This is a genomic window from Agaribacillus sp. DX54, assembly GCF_056858335.1.
Genome location: NZ_JBXEQE010000019.1, coordinates 58,648 through 72,767 on the forward strand (window position 1 = coordinate 58,648; position 14,120 = coordinate 72,767).

At 40.4% G+C, this 14,120-nt stretch carries 15 protein-coding genes and 1 riboswitch; of the genes, 10 read left to right on the forward strand and 5 right to left on the reverse strand.

Annotation, left to right across the window (positions count from 1 at the left end):
• Positions 1 to 153: 153 nt before the first annotated feature.
• The 4 genes from AC04NP_RS19025 to AC04NP_RS19040 all read right to left on the reverse strand — a co-directional run bounded on the left by AC04NP_RS19025 (position 154) and on the right by AC04NP_RS19040 (position 3,900).
• Positions 154 to 1,332, reverse strand: a complete 1,179-nt coding sequence (locus AC04NP_RS19025; protein ID WP_482861517.1) for a trans-sulfuration enzyme family protein — start codon at positions 1,330 to 1,332, stop codon at positions 154 to 156.
• A 28-nt stretch (positions 1,333 to 1,360) separates the two neighbouring features.
• The gene (locus tag AC04NP_RS19030) at positions 1,361 to 1,708 is read right to left on the reverse strand and encodes a 4Fe-4S binding protein (RefSeq protein WP_482861518.1); all 348 of its coding nucleotides are present in this window, start codon (positions 1,706 to 1,708) and stop codon (positions 1,361 to 1,363) included.
• A 257-nt stretch (positions 1,709 to 1,965) separates the two neighbouring features.
• Positions 1,966 to 2,083, reverse strand: a riboswitch (SAM riboswitch).
• A gap of 99 nt (positions 2,084 to 2,182) precedes the next feature.
• Positions 2,183 to 3,094 (reverse strand): pirin family protein, encoded by a 912-nt coding sequence (locus AC04NP_RS19035; protein ID WP_482861519.1) that lies wholly within the window; start codon positions 3,092 to 3,094, stop codon positions 2,183 to 2,185.
• Complete coding sequence (locus tag AC04NP_RS19040) at positions 3,052 to 3,900, reverse strand: zinc dependent phospholipase C family protein (RefSeq protein ID WP_482861520.1); 849 nt, start codon at positions 3,898 to 3,900, stop codon at positions 3,052 to 3,054. Before AC04NP_RS19040 ends, AC04NP_RS19035 begins: the two co-directional genes overlap by 43 nt.
• A gap of 313 nt (positions 3,901 to 4,213) precedes the next feature.
• On the opposite strand from AC04NP_RS19040, the gene rpsT reads away from it, so the two are divergent.
• From rpsT to rny, 7 genes are all read left to right on the forward strand, one after another.
• Entirely contained in the window at positions 4,214 to 4,465 is a 252-nt protein-coding gene (gene rpsT / locus AC04NP_RS19045; protein ID WP_482861521.1) for a 30S ribosomal protein S20, read from the forward strand.
• Between the two features lie 113 nt (positions 4,466 to 4,578).
• A complete protein-coding gene (gene radC / locus AC04NP_RS19050; protein ID WP_482861522.1) occupies positions 4,579 to 5,289 on the forward strand; it encodes a RadC family protein in 711 nt (236 codons plus the stop codon).
• A gap of 69 nt (positions 5,290 to 5,358) precedes the next feature.
• Entirely contained in the window at positions 5,359 to 5,976 is a 618-nt protein-coding gene (locus AC04NP_RS19055) for a DUF1684 domain-containing protein (protein WP_482861523.1), read from the forward strand.
• A 122-nt stretch (positions 5,977 to 6,098) separates the two neighbouring features.
• On the forward strand, positions 6,099 to 8,513 hold the full coding sequence (gene pheT, locus AC04NP_RS19060; protein WP_482861524.1) for a phenylalanine--tRNA ligase subunit beta: 2,415 nt from the start codon (positions 6,099 to 6,101) through the stop codon (positions 8,511 to 8,513).
• Positions 8,514 to 8,810 carry a hypothetical protein gene (locus AC04NP_RS19065; RefSeq protein WP_482861525.1) on the forward strand — a complete coding sequence of 99 codons (297 nt, stop codon included), beginning with the start codon at positions 8,514 to 8,516 and terminating at the stop codon, positions 8,808 to 8,810.
• Between the two features lie 10 nt (positions 8,811 to 8,820).
• A complete protein-coding gene (locus tag AC04NP_RS19070; protein WP_482861526.1) occupies positions 8,821 to 9,105 on the forward strand; it encodes a cell division protein ZapA in 285 nt (94 codons plus the stop codon).
• Positions 9,106 to 9,203: 98 nt separating this feature from the next.
• Positions 9,204 to 10,769 carry a ribonuclease Y gene (rny, locus tag AC04NP_RS19075; RefSeq protein WP_482861527.1) on the forward strand — a complete coding sequence of 522 codons (1,566 nt, stop codon included), beginning with the start codon at positions 9,204 to 9,206 and terminating at the stop codon, positions 10,767 to 10,769.
• A 79-nt stretch (positions 10,770 to 10,848) separates the two neighbouring features.
• Here the strand turns inward: rny and sucD are convergent, their stop codons facing one another.
• Positions 10,849 to 11,739 (reverse strand): succinate--CoA ligase subunit alpha, encoded by an 891-nt coding sequence (gene sucD, locus AC04NP_RS19080; protein WP_482861528.1) that lies wholly within the window; start codon positions 11,737 to 11,739, stop codon positions 10,849 to 10,851.
• A 125-nt stretch (positions 11,740 to 11,864) separates the two neighbouring features.
• Between sucD and AC04NP_RS19085 the strand changes: the two genes are divergently transcribed.
• Genes AC04NP_RS19085 through lepB form a run of 3 tightly spaced genes read left to right on the forward strand, consistent with a single transcriptional unit; the run spans position 11,865 to position 14,035 of the window.
• On the forward strand, positions 11,865 to 12,206 hold the full coding sequence (locus AC04NP_RS19085) for a PadR family transcriptional regulator (RefSeq protein ID WP_482861584.1): 342 nt from the start codon (positions 11,865 to 11,867) through the stop codon (positions 12,204 to 12,206).
• A complete protein-coding gene (locus tag AC04NP_RS19090) occupies positions 12,203 to 12,883 on the forward strand; it encodes a M23 family metallopeptidase (RefSeq protein WP_482861529.1) in 681 nt (226 codons plus the stop codon). Before AC04NP_RS19085 ends, AC04NP_RS19090 begins: the two co-directional genes overlap by 4 nt.
• An 18-nt stretch (positions 12,884 to 12,901) precedes the next feature.
• The gene (gene lepB, locus AC04NP_RS19095) at positions 12,902 to 14,035 is read left to right on the forward strand and encodes a signal peptidase I (protein WP_482861530.1); all 1,134 of its coding nucleotides are present in this window, start codon (positions 12,902 to 12,904) and stop codon (positions 14,033 to 14,035) included.
• Positions 14,036 to 14,120: the final 85 nt, after the last annotated feature.

Below are 14,120 nucleotides of genomic sequence, written 5' to 3' on the forward strand. Positions count from 1 at the left end.
TGTCAGCAGGAAGGCTCTAAAACTTATACTAAACTTGCATAAAATTACAGATGCTCCCTGCTGATACAGTTTCGACAACAACAAAAACAAGCCATCATACACAGGTTAACCAGGCAAAGGGGAGCGATATAGTATATTTTTATTCTCATAGTTCTATTTAGATGCATTTAATGCGTTTACGATGTCTTCCAATATATCATTGACATTTTCCAAACCCACAGAAATACGGATCAGGCCCGGAGATATACCCACAACTTTCCGGTCTTCTTCCGAAAGTTTTGAATGTGTCGTTGAGGCCGGATGTGTGGCGATGGTTCTGGCGTCGCCGAGATTGGCTGTAAACGACAACATTTTCAGACTATTCAAGAACCTTTGGCCCCTTTCCAAACCACCATTAACCACAAATGTGATTAGCCCCCCGCCATATCTCATCTGTTTTTTGGCTAAATCGTACTGCGGGTGTGACTTTAGGAATGGATACTTAACCGACTCAAGTTCCTCGTGTCCTTCAAGGTATTCAGCAATTTTCATGGCATTTTCACAGTGTCTTTCCATGCGCAAGGGCAGGGTTTCCAGACTTTTCGACAGTATCCAACCATTAAAAGGTGACAGGGCAGGTCCGGTATGCCGTGTAAAAAACCTTATTTTGTCAATCAAATCACGTTTTCCAAGAATTGCCCCGCCAATGGTTCTGCCTTGACCATCCATAAACTTGGTGGCAGAGTGAGTCACAATTTGCGCTCCATATTTTGACGGTTGTTGCAGTATGGGCGTGGCGAAACAATTGTCAATGTTCAAGACAAGTCCATGCTTTTCCGCAAGTCCTCCCAGCCACTCCATATCTATCAGATCCAAACCCGGGTTGGAAGGTGTTTCAGCGAAAATCATTTTTGTATTTTTTCTGATCTTTCCCTCCCAATCTGACGGGTCGTTGATATTTGCGTAGGTGTGTTCAATGCCCCATTTCGGAAAAATTTGGGTAAAGATCTGATGTGTGGATCCAAACACCGAACGGGAAGCCAGCACATGATCTCCGGAATTAAGCAGCGCAGCCATACTGGAAAACATAGCTGCCATGCCTGAGGCAGTCGCGATACCATCTTCGGTTTCCTCCAACAAGCAAAGCTTTTCTACAAATTCTGAATTATTGGGGTTTGAAAACCTTGTATAAATGTTACCTTCGATTTCATCTGCAAACAGTGCTCTGGCCTGCTCAGCATCTTCGAAAGTAAAGCTTGAAGTCATGTAAATCGGCGCACAATGCTCCCTGTATGATGCCTTGCCATTTTGTGTCCTGATGGCCTTCGTTTCTATGTGTTTAAATTCACTCATATTTAGTGCGCTGTCGCAATCTATCCTTTTAAACTAAATGTAAACCTTCTTTTTTAGTCAATAGCATTTCTTCACTTTCTACATGTTCCGGATCTTCAACACAGCAATCAACCGGACATACCGCGGCACATTGTGGTTCCTCATGAAATCCCACACACTCGGTGCATTTGCCGCTGACAATAAAATAAAAGTCTTCCGAAATCGGTTCCTGATCTTCTTGTGCATCAATTACATTTCCATGGGCATCGGTAACTTCTGTTAATCCATTGCCTTCCCCCCATTTCCAATTTATTCCTCCTTCGTAAATGGCTGTATTTGGGCATTCCGGCTCACAAGCTCCACAGTTGATACATTCGTCGGTAATCATTAATGCCATTTTTCTCTTTGTTTTAGCGGTTCAGGATTTAACTCCTTCGCCTGTTTCTTCTGAAAATTATTGATTTGATGTAATTTGATTGCGCTGAGACAAGTTTGTCTCAGGCCAGATTATCCTTCATGAAAGATAAAATGTATTGATTAGCAACAACAACACCCAAACACTAGAGTATCATTCTCATTATGAATAATAGAGGGGCTCAAAAGTGAGGCTTTTTCGGCTGTTAAAAGATTTGTGTTATTTTTCATTGTTTCATTAATTTATATTCTCCCGTCTTTCGGGATCAGGAATTAGCACCTTCTATCAATTTAATAAATTGCTGATATGGTTGCTAGCGCTTCACAGAGCCTGTCTCTCCGCGCTTCTTTATAAATCAATTACCTTATAATTGACTTGAAGTTCCAAATATAAAAGGTAATTGTTATGTTTCCAAACGGAATTCAAATTACTTAAGTTCAGTTTATTTAAACAAAATCAGATTTTAGCTGAAATACCCTGCATATTGGCATAGGTTTCATACCCCGGATTATCAGGAACTTCTATAATAAACAGTCCGGCAACCGATTCATTGCTTATAGAAATCTCTTTTTCTTCCTTGATCAATACAAAATCATCCTGCCCCACGGCCTCTTCATTTAACGAGAGGAATCCTTCGGTCACATATATTCCCAGCATGTTTTTGTTGTTTATTTCTATTCTGTGGTGTCCCTCGGAAAACCGGAGCGCTCTGATACTTTCAATATTGGCATTCATCGTTAAAGGTGAACCAGGCCCTTTTAAAGTTCTGACTACACAACCGGATTCTTTTGACTCCGGAAAGCTGTCTGCCCTGTAATCGCTGTAGGTAGCGGGATTGTTCAGGGTTTTTCTCAAGTCCGGGTCGACCCAAATCTGGAAGATGTGCGCACCGGGCAAAAATCTCTCGGCATGGGATATGCCCTTTCCTGACCTGATAATCTGCATGTCACCAGCCCGGAGCCTTTTCCAACTTTGTAACTGCGAGTCATAGTGTTCAATTTCACCTTTTAATACAAAAGACATGATTTCAAAACCCTGATGTGGATGTTCCCCGATTAACCCACCTTGATCGGACCAGGCATGGGCCCAGTAAAACAAGGAAGAAAAGGGCTTTAACTCGCCTCCCTCGTGCGGAAAACCGATTGGCTTGTTTTCTTTGATGGCTCCTGCTGCAAACTGGCCGCTGGCCTGTTCTTTTTTTGGATAGATAGTTATTGCCATGATTGAATTAACGGAGGCGCTCATTAAATGTTGCAACATGTAATTTAAGCTTTTAGCCAACACCAGGGTAAGTCTGGGTGGGAAGGCTACATTGACCTCCATCTTCAATTCTTGTGAGGTCTTGCAGGAAATTTTTTCTGTTGCCATAAAAGACTCTCTTCCTCTAGTAGTTTTTCCAGCAAGCTCATATTATTCTCACTGTTCAGGCCCACCAGTACCGGTTGGCCTGCGTCAACCCAGGCAGTATACCAAAAGTCCGCCACCATCTTGATTGAAGCCTTCAACTGGCGTTCAACCTGTCCATTAAGCTTTTTTTCGTAAGCTTGACTAAAAGGTTTGGAATATACCTTGACAGTTTGTCCGTTCCGTTCTTCAAAGCTGTATTTTTTGTCTTCAGCAAAGGATTCGCTCAATAATTTTTCAAACAACAAAACCGAGTCAACGGCTTTGTGCGCATTTTTTATGGCCTGCCAGGCAATTCTTTGAGGGTTGGATAAATAAGAAGCCTTGCCTACAAACAAATCGTAACTATCGGCAGAGAGTTCAGGAATTCTGGATTCCCAGAAACCGTGAATGCCATATTGACCGGTTAATTGTCCGTTATAATTGCTCGTAGTATGCAGTGGAACGTTGGCATCTCCTATATAATGTCCAAGATCGGCTGAAAGTTTTAAAATCTTATGGAAATCTTTTTTCTCAAAGGCCTTGGTAAGCTGATGCTTTACCTTCACTATATGCCATGGCACGACTCCACGGCTCATCAGGGTATCGATTGAAAATTTTTCAACAGCATCCTTCCAGTAAAAAGCTGATTGATCCAAACTTTCCGCCGGAAAATGGTCCAGGTCAATATAATGTTTTGGCGCTTCTCCCTTTATGGCATATCTTCTTTTATCAGGATCTACGGCGTGGTCTTCCAAAAAGCGGATGTTAGGTTTATAGAAAACTATCATTTCTGGGGGTAAACAAAATACCGCCAGACGGTTAATCAGCTTATGGGCATAAAAGCCCCACAAAGGTTTTTCTGTTGCAATACGGTTTGAATATTCAGGATTGTTACCATTAAAATGGCATAGCAGCAACGATAATAAAAAAATACATGATCTGTTCATGGTCTGGTGGCATTTTAAAAAAAGGGGGGAATTCTATAGTAATATAAACAGGAATTATTGCAGGAGAAAACAAAACTTAAAAATTATCTTGCGTTTTTGTAATTTATAGAATTAGTATTAAATTTGCATTCTTAAAGAAAATGAAGGGTATAAAATGGCGAATCATAAATCTGCGTTAAAAAGGATACGGTCTAACAATGCCAAAAGGCTAAGGAACAGATATCAACATAAAACAACCAGGACCTATATCAAAAAACTGAGGGAAACTACCGATAAAGCAGAGGCAGTAGAACTATTGAAAAAAGTTTCCAGTATGCTGGATAAGTTGGCCAAGAGAAATATCATTCATAAAAACAAAGCAGCCAATAATAAATCAAAACTAACAAGCTACGTAAACAGTTTGTAAGAAAAATACAGAAGAAAAAATTTGGCCTTGTGTTGAAAAAACATGAGGCTTTTTTTATATTAGAAGACTTTTTTTTGGGGCTCCAGAGGGGCAATACATTTTTTAGACTTATTATGAAAAACACCACCTACAGAGTCGGCGACGGCTTCCATATTCGCCATTGGGCTGAACAAGACAGACCACGGGAAAAGCTTTTAAATAAAGGTAAATCTTTCCTTACGGATGCAGAGCTTTTAGGAATTTTGATTGCTACCGGCACGAAGTCATTGAGTGCAATTGATTTAGCCAGAAGTGTGTTAAACGAGTTTAATCACGATCTCAACACAATCGCCAGGCTTGATGCCAAAGAATTACAAAGGATCAAAGGCATAGGCGAGGCAAAGGCCATAGCCATTATCAGTGCCTTTGAACTGGGGCGAAGGAGAAATGAAATCGCTCCCAACCGTAAATTTAAAATAACCTCATCATCAGATGTCTACAAATTAATGAGGCCAGTCCTGCTGGATCAGCCAACAGAGCATTTTTGGATCATACTTTTAAACCGTGCCAATCAGGTTCTGAAAAAACTTGCCGTGAGCATGGGAGGGGTGTCGGGTACCCTGGCAGATCCCAAGGTTATATTCAAACATGCCCTCAACCACCTGGCCAGTTCTATCATCCTTGTACATAATCATCCCTCAGGTACCCTCAAACCCAGTGAGGCTGACATCCGATTAACCAGCCAGTTAAAATCATCCGGTAAAATGCTTGATATACCGGTACTCGATCATTTGATTTTTACAGATGAAAGTTACTTTAGCTTTAGCGATGAGGGCATATTATAAAACTATATCCAAAGGTGCATTTTGCCCGTAATTTCCGTTATTTTTGCCAGGAGGATAAAGATAACGATCATGAAAAACACCCGTATTCTGTTGTTTGTGGCTTGCTTAGTGGTTATTGGCAGTATAATTTACACATTTTCAGATACAGGTGAAGATATTTCCTATACTGAGTTAATTCAGCAGGAAAGAAATGAAAAGGATGAATTTCTTCGTAATTCAGCAGACTCCCCTTTAACTGTCGCAGATAAAAAAGAATTCGAGGGTTTAAGCTACTATCCTGTCGATAAGACCTACAAAGTCAAGGCTACCTTAGCGCTGCTTACTGCCAGAGAAATTGTGACTATGCCTACCTCTGACGGTAAAGAAAAGCAATATAAAAAATATGCTTACGCCAAATTTCAATTAGGTGGTGAAGCATTGCGACTGGTGTTATATCAATCCGTTCAAAAACCAGATGACCAGTTGTTTCTTCCTTTTGCTGATGGAACCAGTGCGCTGGAAACCTATGGAGCAGGCAGGTACCTGGACTTTGAAATACCTGACAATAATGAGTTGATTATTGATTTTAACCTGGCCTACAACCCTTACTGTGCTTATAGTGATAAGTTTAGTTGTCCCTTGCCTCCCAAGGAAAACTTTTTGTCCGTTGCTATTAAAGCAGGCGAGAAAAACTATTTGAAAAACTAATGTCTGGTGATAATTCAGGTAAATTTATAATTTTGCTGTTTATTTTGCCATCAGATTGATTCAATTTAACATTTTTGTTTTTTTATATACGGGCAAAAAACCCATTTAGCACTGAAACTAATATGAAGATTTCTTTAAAATGGCTCAAAGAATACATTGAGGTCAAAGATAAACCGGAGGTATTGTCCGAAACTCTTACGCAAACCGGACTTGAGGTTGAAGGGATAGAAAAGTATGAATCGGTAGAAGGTGGATTAGAAGGAATGGTGATCGGGAATGTATTGACCTGTGAAAAACACCCCAACGCTGATAAGCTGAAGATAACTACCGTCGATGTAGGCGAAGAGGAAACATTGCCGATTGTATGTGGTGCTCCAAATATAGCGGCAGGCCAACGGGTGGTAGTGGCCAAGGTAGGTTCAACACTGTATCCCAAATTTAGTGAGCCCTTTAAGATTAAAAAAACAAAAATAAGAGGTGAATTGTCTATGGGCATGATTTGTGCTGAAGATGAGATCGGGTTAGGAGATTCTCATGACGGGATAATGGTTTTGGAAACAGATTTAAAACCCGGAACTCCTGCCAGTGAATATTTTAAACTTGAAAATGATTACATTATCGAAATAGGATTGACCCCCAACCGAGGTGACGCTATTTCCCATATTGGCGTAGCCAGGGATCTCAAAGCTGTATTTGACAAATCTATAAAATGGCCGTCGGTAGATCAATTTAAAATTGACAACACTGCACGTTCAATTCGTGTTGAGGTAGAAAATCGGGAGGCCTGCCCAAGATATTCCGGCGTTACCATGTCGAATATCAGCGTAAAACCATCACCGGATTGGCTACAGGTACGGTTGCGTTCCATCGGCCTAACGCCCATCAATGCCGTGGTGGATGTAACCAATTTTGTGTGCCATGAAATAGGTCAACCCTTACATGCTTTTGATGCCGATAGGATTACCGGCCATAAAATAATCGTTAAAACCCAGGCTGAAGGCACAGGTTTTGTTACCTTAGATGGAAAAGAGAGAAGACTGGCCGCTGATGATCTCATGATTTGTAACGAAAAAGAAGGCATGTGTATTGCGGGAGTATTTGGGGGCATCAAATCAGGAGTAACCGACACAACCTCAAATATTTTCATTGAAGGGGCCTATTTTTCACCTGATTACATTAGAAAAACCTCCGTGACCCATGGATTAAAAACTGATGCTTCATTTCGATTTGAGCGTGGTACCGACCCTCGAATTACTATCTATGCAGTAAAAAGGGCAGCTTTGCTGATAAAAGACATCTGTGGCGGTGACATATCTTCGGAAATCGTCGATGTTTATCCCGAACCGGTTGAGGACACAAGTATAAAGGTGAAGTTCAGCCATATCAACAGACTGATTGGTAAAGAGATAGATCAGGCCACAATTTTCAAGATTCTGGAAAACCTGGATATAAAAACTGACAACCGGGAAGATGAGAGTTTTATTGCGCTGGTACCACCGTATCGTGTCGATGTCAAAAGGGAAGCAGACATTGTGGAGGAGATATTGCGAATTTATGGTTTTAACAATGTGGAATTACCTGATCATATTGGCACCGATTACTTGTCTGAATTTCCTGTTATTGACAGGGAACAGGTTCAATTCAGGACTTCCGAAATGCTTGCGTCCATGGGCTTCAATGAAATCATCACCAACTCTTTAACCAAACCCAGCTATGCGGTTAATGCTGATTTTATTGACGAAACTAAACATGTCGAGATTTTAAACAAATTAAGTGAAGACCTGGGTGTACTGAGACAGGATATGGTATTCACTGGTTTGGAATCCCTGGCCTATAATATTAACCGAAAACAAAAGAATCTGAAGTTTTTTGAATTCGGGAAATCTTATTTCAAAAGCGAAAAAGGCTATGGCGAAAAGACTGGTCTCAGTCTTTTACTGACCGGAACGGTGGAGGATGAAAATTGGATTAATAAGGCACGTCAGTTAGAATTTTATGATCTTTCGTCCGTGGTTGCAAAAATTTTAAATAAATTTAGCGTTACAAATACCGATAGTAAAGCAATTTATGACGGATTATTTGCCTTTGGTCTACAAATTTCTGTAGGAGGCAGGGAAATAGTAGCTTTTGGGAAGCTTTCTGAAGATGTTACCGGTCAGGCAGACATACAGGAAGATGTGTGGTATGCGATCTTCAACTGGGAATATCTGTTAAAGCAAAGTGACAAGCGTGTTAATTATGAGGAAATCTCCAAGTTTCCGGAAGTGCGAAGAGATTTATCCCTGGTTTTGGATAAAAAAATTGGATTTGATAAAATCAGGCAGATTGCGGAAAAAAGTGAAAGCAGGTTATTGAGAGACATCAGTGTATTTGATGTATATGAAGGCGAAAGTGTAGGTACAGGGAAGAAGGCCTACGCCATAAAATTCATTTTACAGGATCACCACCAAACCCTAACCGATAAAACGATTGACAAAACCATGGATAGGTTAATGAAGTCGTTTGAAAAAGAACTAGGAGCAATTATCAGAAAATAAATGGATCGCGAAATACTAAATTCTGAGTTTCAGGCGCTGGAAAGAAGGCTAAAACTTTTGTTGAATGAGCATAAGGCGCTAAAGGAAGAAATTCAATATCTTAAAGACGAAAATAACCAACTCAAGGTTTCTATCAGAACTAAGGATGATCATTTAAATAATTTTCAAAATAAGATTAAAATTAGTAAACTTGTAAGAAGTATGGCAGTAGAGCATGAGGATACTGCTGAGTTGAAACAATTGATAAATAATTATATTAAAGAAATTGATAAATGCATCGCTCATTTGAGTGAGTAGATTTACTCCTATGACGGAGCTTTCAATTAGAATTAAAATTGGGGACCGGGAGTACCCAATGAAGGTACACCCAAATGATGAGGAGAGGATAAGAATGGCTGGAAAAGTCATTAACGAAAAAATCAGAAATTATAGAGATCAATTTGGAATAGATGATAAACAAGATCTACTGGCAATGGTTGCTTTTGATTGTTTGATAGAAAAATTACAATTAGAGGAAAACAATGACGGCGTTGACGAGAATGTAGTAAATAGGATTAGAAGCTTGAATGATTTAATTTCCAGAACTTTATAATTACTTTTTTATATCCTTTTCCCTCAACTTTCCATTTTGAAATACTTGGTTTAACTCATCCTACCTGCCGTTTTCTAATATGAACTAAATTGAAACGTATGGATGAGACTATCATTTACCCGATAATTGCAATAATTTCCTTGTTAATCGGTGTATTTGCAGGGCGGATAGTGTTGAAAAAGGCCTATAAACAGGAAGAACTGAAAACAAAGGAAAAAGCAGAACTACTGATAAAGGAGGCGGAGATTTCTTCAGAAAACCTTAAAAAGAACAAAATTTTAGAGGCAAAAGAAAAATTTCTGAAATTGAAAGCCGAGTTTGAAGAAGAAGCCAACCGAAAGAAAAATCAAATCATCAGTAATGAGAACAAGCTAAAGCAGAGAGAGCAAAATTTTTCCAAGCAGATTGAGAAGATGAAGCGGAGAGAGGCGGAACTGGAAAGTTCTACTGAAAACCTGAATGCCCAGTTGGAGATCATTGCTAAAAGGAAAGAGGAAATGGAAAAGGTGAAAAAGCAGCAAATTAGCATGCTTGAGAAAATCTCAAATCTAACTGCTGATGAGGCACGTGATCAACTCGTAGAAACCTTAAAAGAAGAAGCTCAAACAAAAGCCTCCTCATTCATCAAGGAGATCATGGAGGAGGCCCGGTTATCAGCGACCAAGGAGGCAAAGAAAATTGTTATTGAAACCATTCAGAGAACTGCCACTGAGCATGCTATAGAAAATTGTGTTTCCATATTTAACATCGAAAGTGACGACATTAAAGGAAAGATTATTGGCCGTGAAGGAAGAAATATACGGGCGCTTGAGTCTGTGACCGGTGTTGAAATTATCGTGGATGATACACCGGAGGCCATCATTATATCGGGTTTTGATCCGGTAAGGAGGGAAATCGCCCGGCTGGCTTTACACAGGCTGGTAACTGATGGGCGTATTCACCCGGCAAGAATTGAGGAGGTAGTGGCTAAAACTACCCGAAATATTGAAGAGGAAATTGTTGAATTGGGCGAAAGAACAGTCATTGACCTGGGTATCCACGGATTGCACCCGGAACTGATTAAGCTGGTGGGAAGAATGCGCTTCAGATCTTCCTACGGCCAAAACCTGTTGCAACATTCAAAAGAAGTGGCAAAACTTTGCGCGGTCATGTCATCCGAGTTGGGCCTCAATGCAAAACTGGCAAAGCGGGCGGGTCTTTTGCATGATATCGGTAAAGTATGGCCGGAAGAACAGGAACTCCCTCATGCTATTCTGGGTATGGAGTTGGCGAAAAAGTACAAGGAACATCCTGATGTTTGTAACGCTATTGGTGCTCACCATGATGAGATCGAAATGACTACGTTGATTTCACCTGTCATTCAGGCCTGTGATGCCATCTCAGGATCCAGACCCGGGGCACGTAGGGAAGTTATGGACTCTTATATACAAAGGTTGAAAGAATTGGAAGATCTGGCGCTCAATTTTGACGGTGTTAATAAGTGTTATGCCATTCAGGCAGGCAGAGAGCTCCGGGTACTTGTAGATGCCGAAAGCGTTTCAGATGAACAAGCCGGTATGCTGTCGTTTGATATTTCGCAGAAAATAGAAAAAGATATGCAATATCCCGGGCAAATTAAAATTACAGTAATCAGGGAGATGAGGGCTGTTAATTTTGCTAAGTGAGTTATTAATTGACAGTTGACAATGTACAATTGACAATTAAATACTTCTATCAATTGTACATTGTCAACTGTCAATTCTATTACTTCGTTTCTACTTGTTGTTTGCCTAATACCCTGGCCATGGTTTCTCCTATATCTGCCGGAGATTCTACCACGTGAACGCCACATTCCTTCATAATTTTCATTTTAGCGGCAGCGGTATCATCTGCGCCCCCAATAATGGCGCCTGCGTGTCCCATTCTTCTACCGGGAGGGGCAGTTTGCCCGGCGATGAAGCCCACTACGGGTTTAGTGGCATTATCCTTTACCCACCTTGCAGCCTCAGATTCCATACTTCCTCCAATTTCCCCAATCATGATGATTCCTTCGGTTTCGGGATCTTCCATCAATAACCTGACTGCCTCGAGCGTAGTTGTACCAATGATCGGATCACCACCAATACCGATACAGGTTGACTGTCCCAGTCCGGCTTTGGTAATTTGATCAACTGCCTCATAAGTCAGGGTCCCTGACCTCGAAACGATACCAATAGTACCTTTTCTGTGAATAAAGCCCGGCATGATCCCAACCTTGGCTTCGTCAGGTGTAATTACCCCGGGACAATTAGGGCCTACCATTCTCACATCCCTGTTATCGAGGTATTGCTTCACCATAATCATATCCTTGGTAGGTATACCCTCGGTAATCGTGATAATGACTTTGATTCCTGCATCAGCGGCTTCCATAATGGCATCCGCAGCAAATGCCGGTGGCACAAAAATGACAGAAACATCAGCCCCTACTTTGTCAACAGCTTCCTTTACAGTATTAAATACGGGTTTTCCCAGGTGAGTTTGTCCACCCTTTCCGGGAGTAACGCCACCAACTACGTCGGTACCATAGTCGATCATCTGCTCAGCGTGAAAAGTGCCCTCCGAGCCGGTAAATCCTTGTATAATTATTTTCGAATCTTTATTTACTAAAACACTCATCTTGACAGTTTAAAATTTGCACAAAAATAGGATATTTGCCGGCTTTAGCAAAACCTTGCATCCTTCATATCGTTTATTTTCCAATAATGTTATGAATGCATAAGTTTCTTAGGTATATTTGTGGTATGTACAATAAAGAATTGATTAAGGGAACTTTACAAACGATCATTTTGAAGTTACTCTCGGAAAAGGAAAAAATGTATGGCTATGAAATAACGCAGCATGTCAGGGAGATCACAGATGGTAAAATTATTTTGACGGAAGGCGCATTATATCCGAGTTTACATAAACTGGAGGCCGAAGGTCTTTTGACAACTGAAAGGGTGCAGGTTGGAAAACGTGTGCGTAAATACTATTCACTTACTAAAAAAGGCACTTCAAGTGCAGAATTGAAAGTAAAGGAATTGGCGGACTTTTTTAAGACAATGAAACACATTATTACTCCAAAACTGTCGACAAACTCATGAGGCAATTGAGTGAAAATCAGGTTAAACTAATCGAGGCTCTGGTAAGAAAGAAAGGGTTAAGCCGGAAAAAGGTTCGTTCAGAAATGGTGGACCATGTATCCTGTGCGGTCGAAAATAAACTGGAAGAGGGATGGAATTTTTCCAAGGCTTTAACAGATGTTATTGCCGGTTTTGGAGAGGATGAATTAAGTGTTATTCAACGGGAAAACAACGCTTTGGTCAGGAAAAAGAGAAACAGGCAACTTTGGCTTTCAATGCCGATTGCCGGTACGCTGATGTTTACAGCCATCGTAGTTAACGCCAGCGGCCGTCCCGATACCAGGCCTATTCAAGATAACCTGATCGCTGTAAATGAGTCGTTCAGTAAGAATATCAACGGATTTTTGTATGATGTTACAGGTAAATTGAATATTTATGCAACTGCAAAAGGCAGGGTAGAAAAAATTATCCCCTTTTCATGCAGGGATGAAAAGAAGTATTCGATTATTCTTAAACATAAAAATGGTTATAAAACTATTTATGCCAATCTGCAAACCATTCATATAAGTGAAGGAGCACATGTAGAAAAAGGGGAGTCATTAGGACGGATTTATTCTGCCGGGATCGATAGAAAGGCCTTTTTCGCCTATAAAATACTAAACTCAGGCAGGCCCGTCGATGCCCAAAGCTATTATTAGTAATTATATTTTTGAATTATGATTCTGGATAAACTTACAAAAAGGAAGAAAGAAGCCGTTAAACAAGAGCAAGTTAGCAAAAACCAACCGAAAAAAAAGAAAAGTATAGCCAGGGAATGGCTCGATGCGTTGATCTTTGCTGTTATAGCCGCCTCTTTTGTCCGCTGGTTGGTATTTACGCCATACACCATTCCTACCTCTTCCATGGAAAGATCTTTATTGGTTGGGGATTTTCTGATAGTCAGCAAATTACATTACGGTCCTAAAACCCCTAAAACCCCATTGCAAATGCCGCTCACCAGCAATTATATATGGGGTACTAAAATTCCATCTTACCTTACCTGGATTCAGTTGCCTGTATACCGGCTACCTGGCTTTTCGGAAGTTAAAAATAATGATGTGGTAGTATTTCACTATCCTGGCGAATTACAGTTTCCTTCTGATCAGAGAACACCATATATAAAAAGATGCATAGGCATACCGGGCGATACCTTACAAATAGATGGCAAGGTTATTTATATTAATGACCAGCCTTTTCCCGTACCTCCTGATATGCAAACAAGTTTCCGGATTGAAACCAATGGTCCTATCAAAGACCGTGTTTTTTACAATAACAACATCACGGATTTTAATAAAACCCGTAACGGCTACCTCATACAAACCAACTATGAAACAGCCGATAAGCTTCAATCAATGAGTTTTATCAGTAAGGTTACAGAAGAAAAGTATGATTCTGGCTACAATGAGCCCGGCGCGTTTCCTCAATCGCCTAAATATCCCTGGAACAGAGATTTCTTCGGGCCTGTACCCATACCAGCCCGGGGTGATAAAATTCCTATTAACGAAGAAACCCTGTCTATTTACGATGATGTAATACTTCATTACGACGGCAATGAAAATGCCGAAATTAAAGAGGGTAAATTATATATTGACGGTCAGCAAGTGTCAGAATACTCTTTTAAGCTGGATTATTACTTTATGATGGGAGATAACCGGCATAATTCTTTAGACTCCAGGTATTGGGGGTTTGTCCCTTCCGACCATATTATCGGAAAGGCCATTTTCACATGGTGGTCAGTAGATAAAAATGAAACATGGCTTCATATTGGTGATAAAATTCGCTGGCATAAAATCTTTAAAGCCATAAAATAACCGCCTGTCATCCGGGTTGGTAATCTACCCTGTTTTTCGTTATAAATTTTGACCGGTAATTGTCAGGTTATCAGGGGATTATTCC

Coding starts and splice junctions, on each gene's coding strand:
- AC04NP_RS19040 (WP_482861520.1), bottom strand. CDS start 3,900: ATGATAGTTTTCTATAAACCTAACATCCGCTTTTTGGAAGACCACGCC.
- AC04NP_RS19055 (WP_482861523.1), top strand. CDS start 5,359: ATGAAAAACACCCGTATTCTGTTGTTTGTGGCTTGCTTAGTGGTTATT.
- AC04NP_RS19085 (WP_482861584.1), top strand. CDS start 11,865: ATGTACAATAAAGAATTGATTAAGGGAACTTTACAAACGATCATTTTG.
- AC04NP_RS19030 (WP_482861518.1), bottom strand. CDS start 1,708: ATGGCATTAATGATTACCGACGAATGTATCAACTGTGGAGCTTGTGAG.
- pheT (WP_482861524.1), top strand. CDS start 6,099: ATGAAGATTTCTTTAAAATGGCTCAAAGAATACATTGAGGTCAAAGAT.
- AC04NP_RS19025 (WP_482861517.1), bottom strand. CDS start 1,332: ATGAGTGAATTTAAACACATAGAAACGAAGGCCATCAGGACACAAAAT.
- AC04NP_RS19070 (WP_482861526.1), top strand. CDS start 8,821: ATGACGGAGCTTTCAATTAGAATTAAAATTGGGGACCGGGAGTACCCA.
- radC (WP_482861522.1), top strand. CDS start 4,579: ATGAAAAACACCACCTACAGAGTCGGCGACGGCTTCCATATTCGCCAT.
- rpsT (WP_482861521.1), top strand. CDS start 4,214: ATGGCGAATCATAAATCTGCGTTAAAAAGGATACGGTCTAACAATGCC.
- AC04NP_RS19035 (WP_482861519.1), bottom strand. CDS start 3,094: ATGGCAACAGAAAAAATTTCCTGCAAGACCTCACAAGAATTGAAGATG.
- lepB (WP_482861530.1), top strand. CDS start 12,902: ATGATTCTGGATAAACTTACAAAAAGGAAGAAAGAAGCCGTTAAACAA.
- AC04NP_RS19090 (WP_482861529.1), top strand. CDS start 12,203: ATGAGGCAATTGAGTGAAAATCAGGTTAAACTAATCGAGGCTCTGGTA.
- sucD (WP_482861528.1), bottom strand. CDS start 11,739: ATGAGTGTTTTAGTAAATAAAGATTCGAAAATAATTATACAAGGATTT.
- rny (WP_482861527.1), top strand. CDS start 9,204: ATGGATGAGACTATCATTTACCCGATAATTGCAATAATTTCCTTGTTA.
- AC04NP_RS19065 (WP_482861525.1), top strand. CDS start 8,514: ATGGATCGCGAAATACTAAATTCTGAGTTTCAGGCGCTGGAAAGAAGG.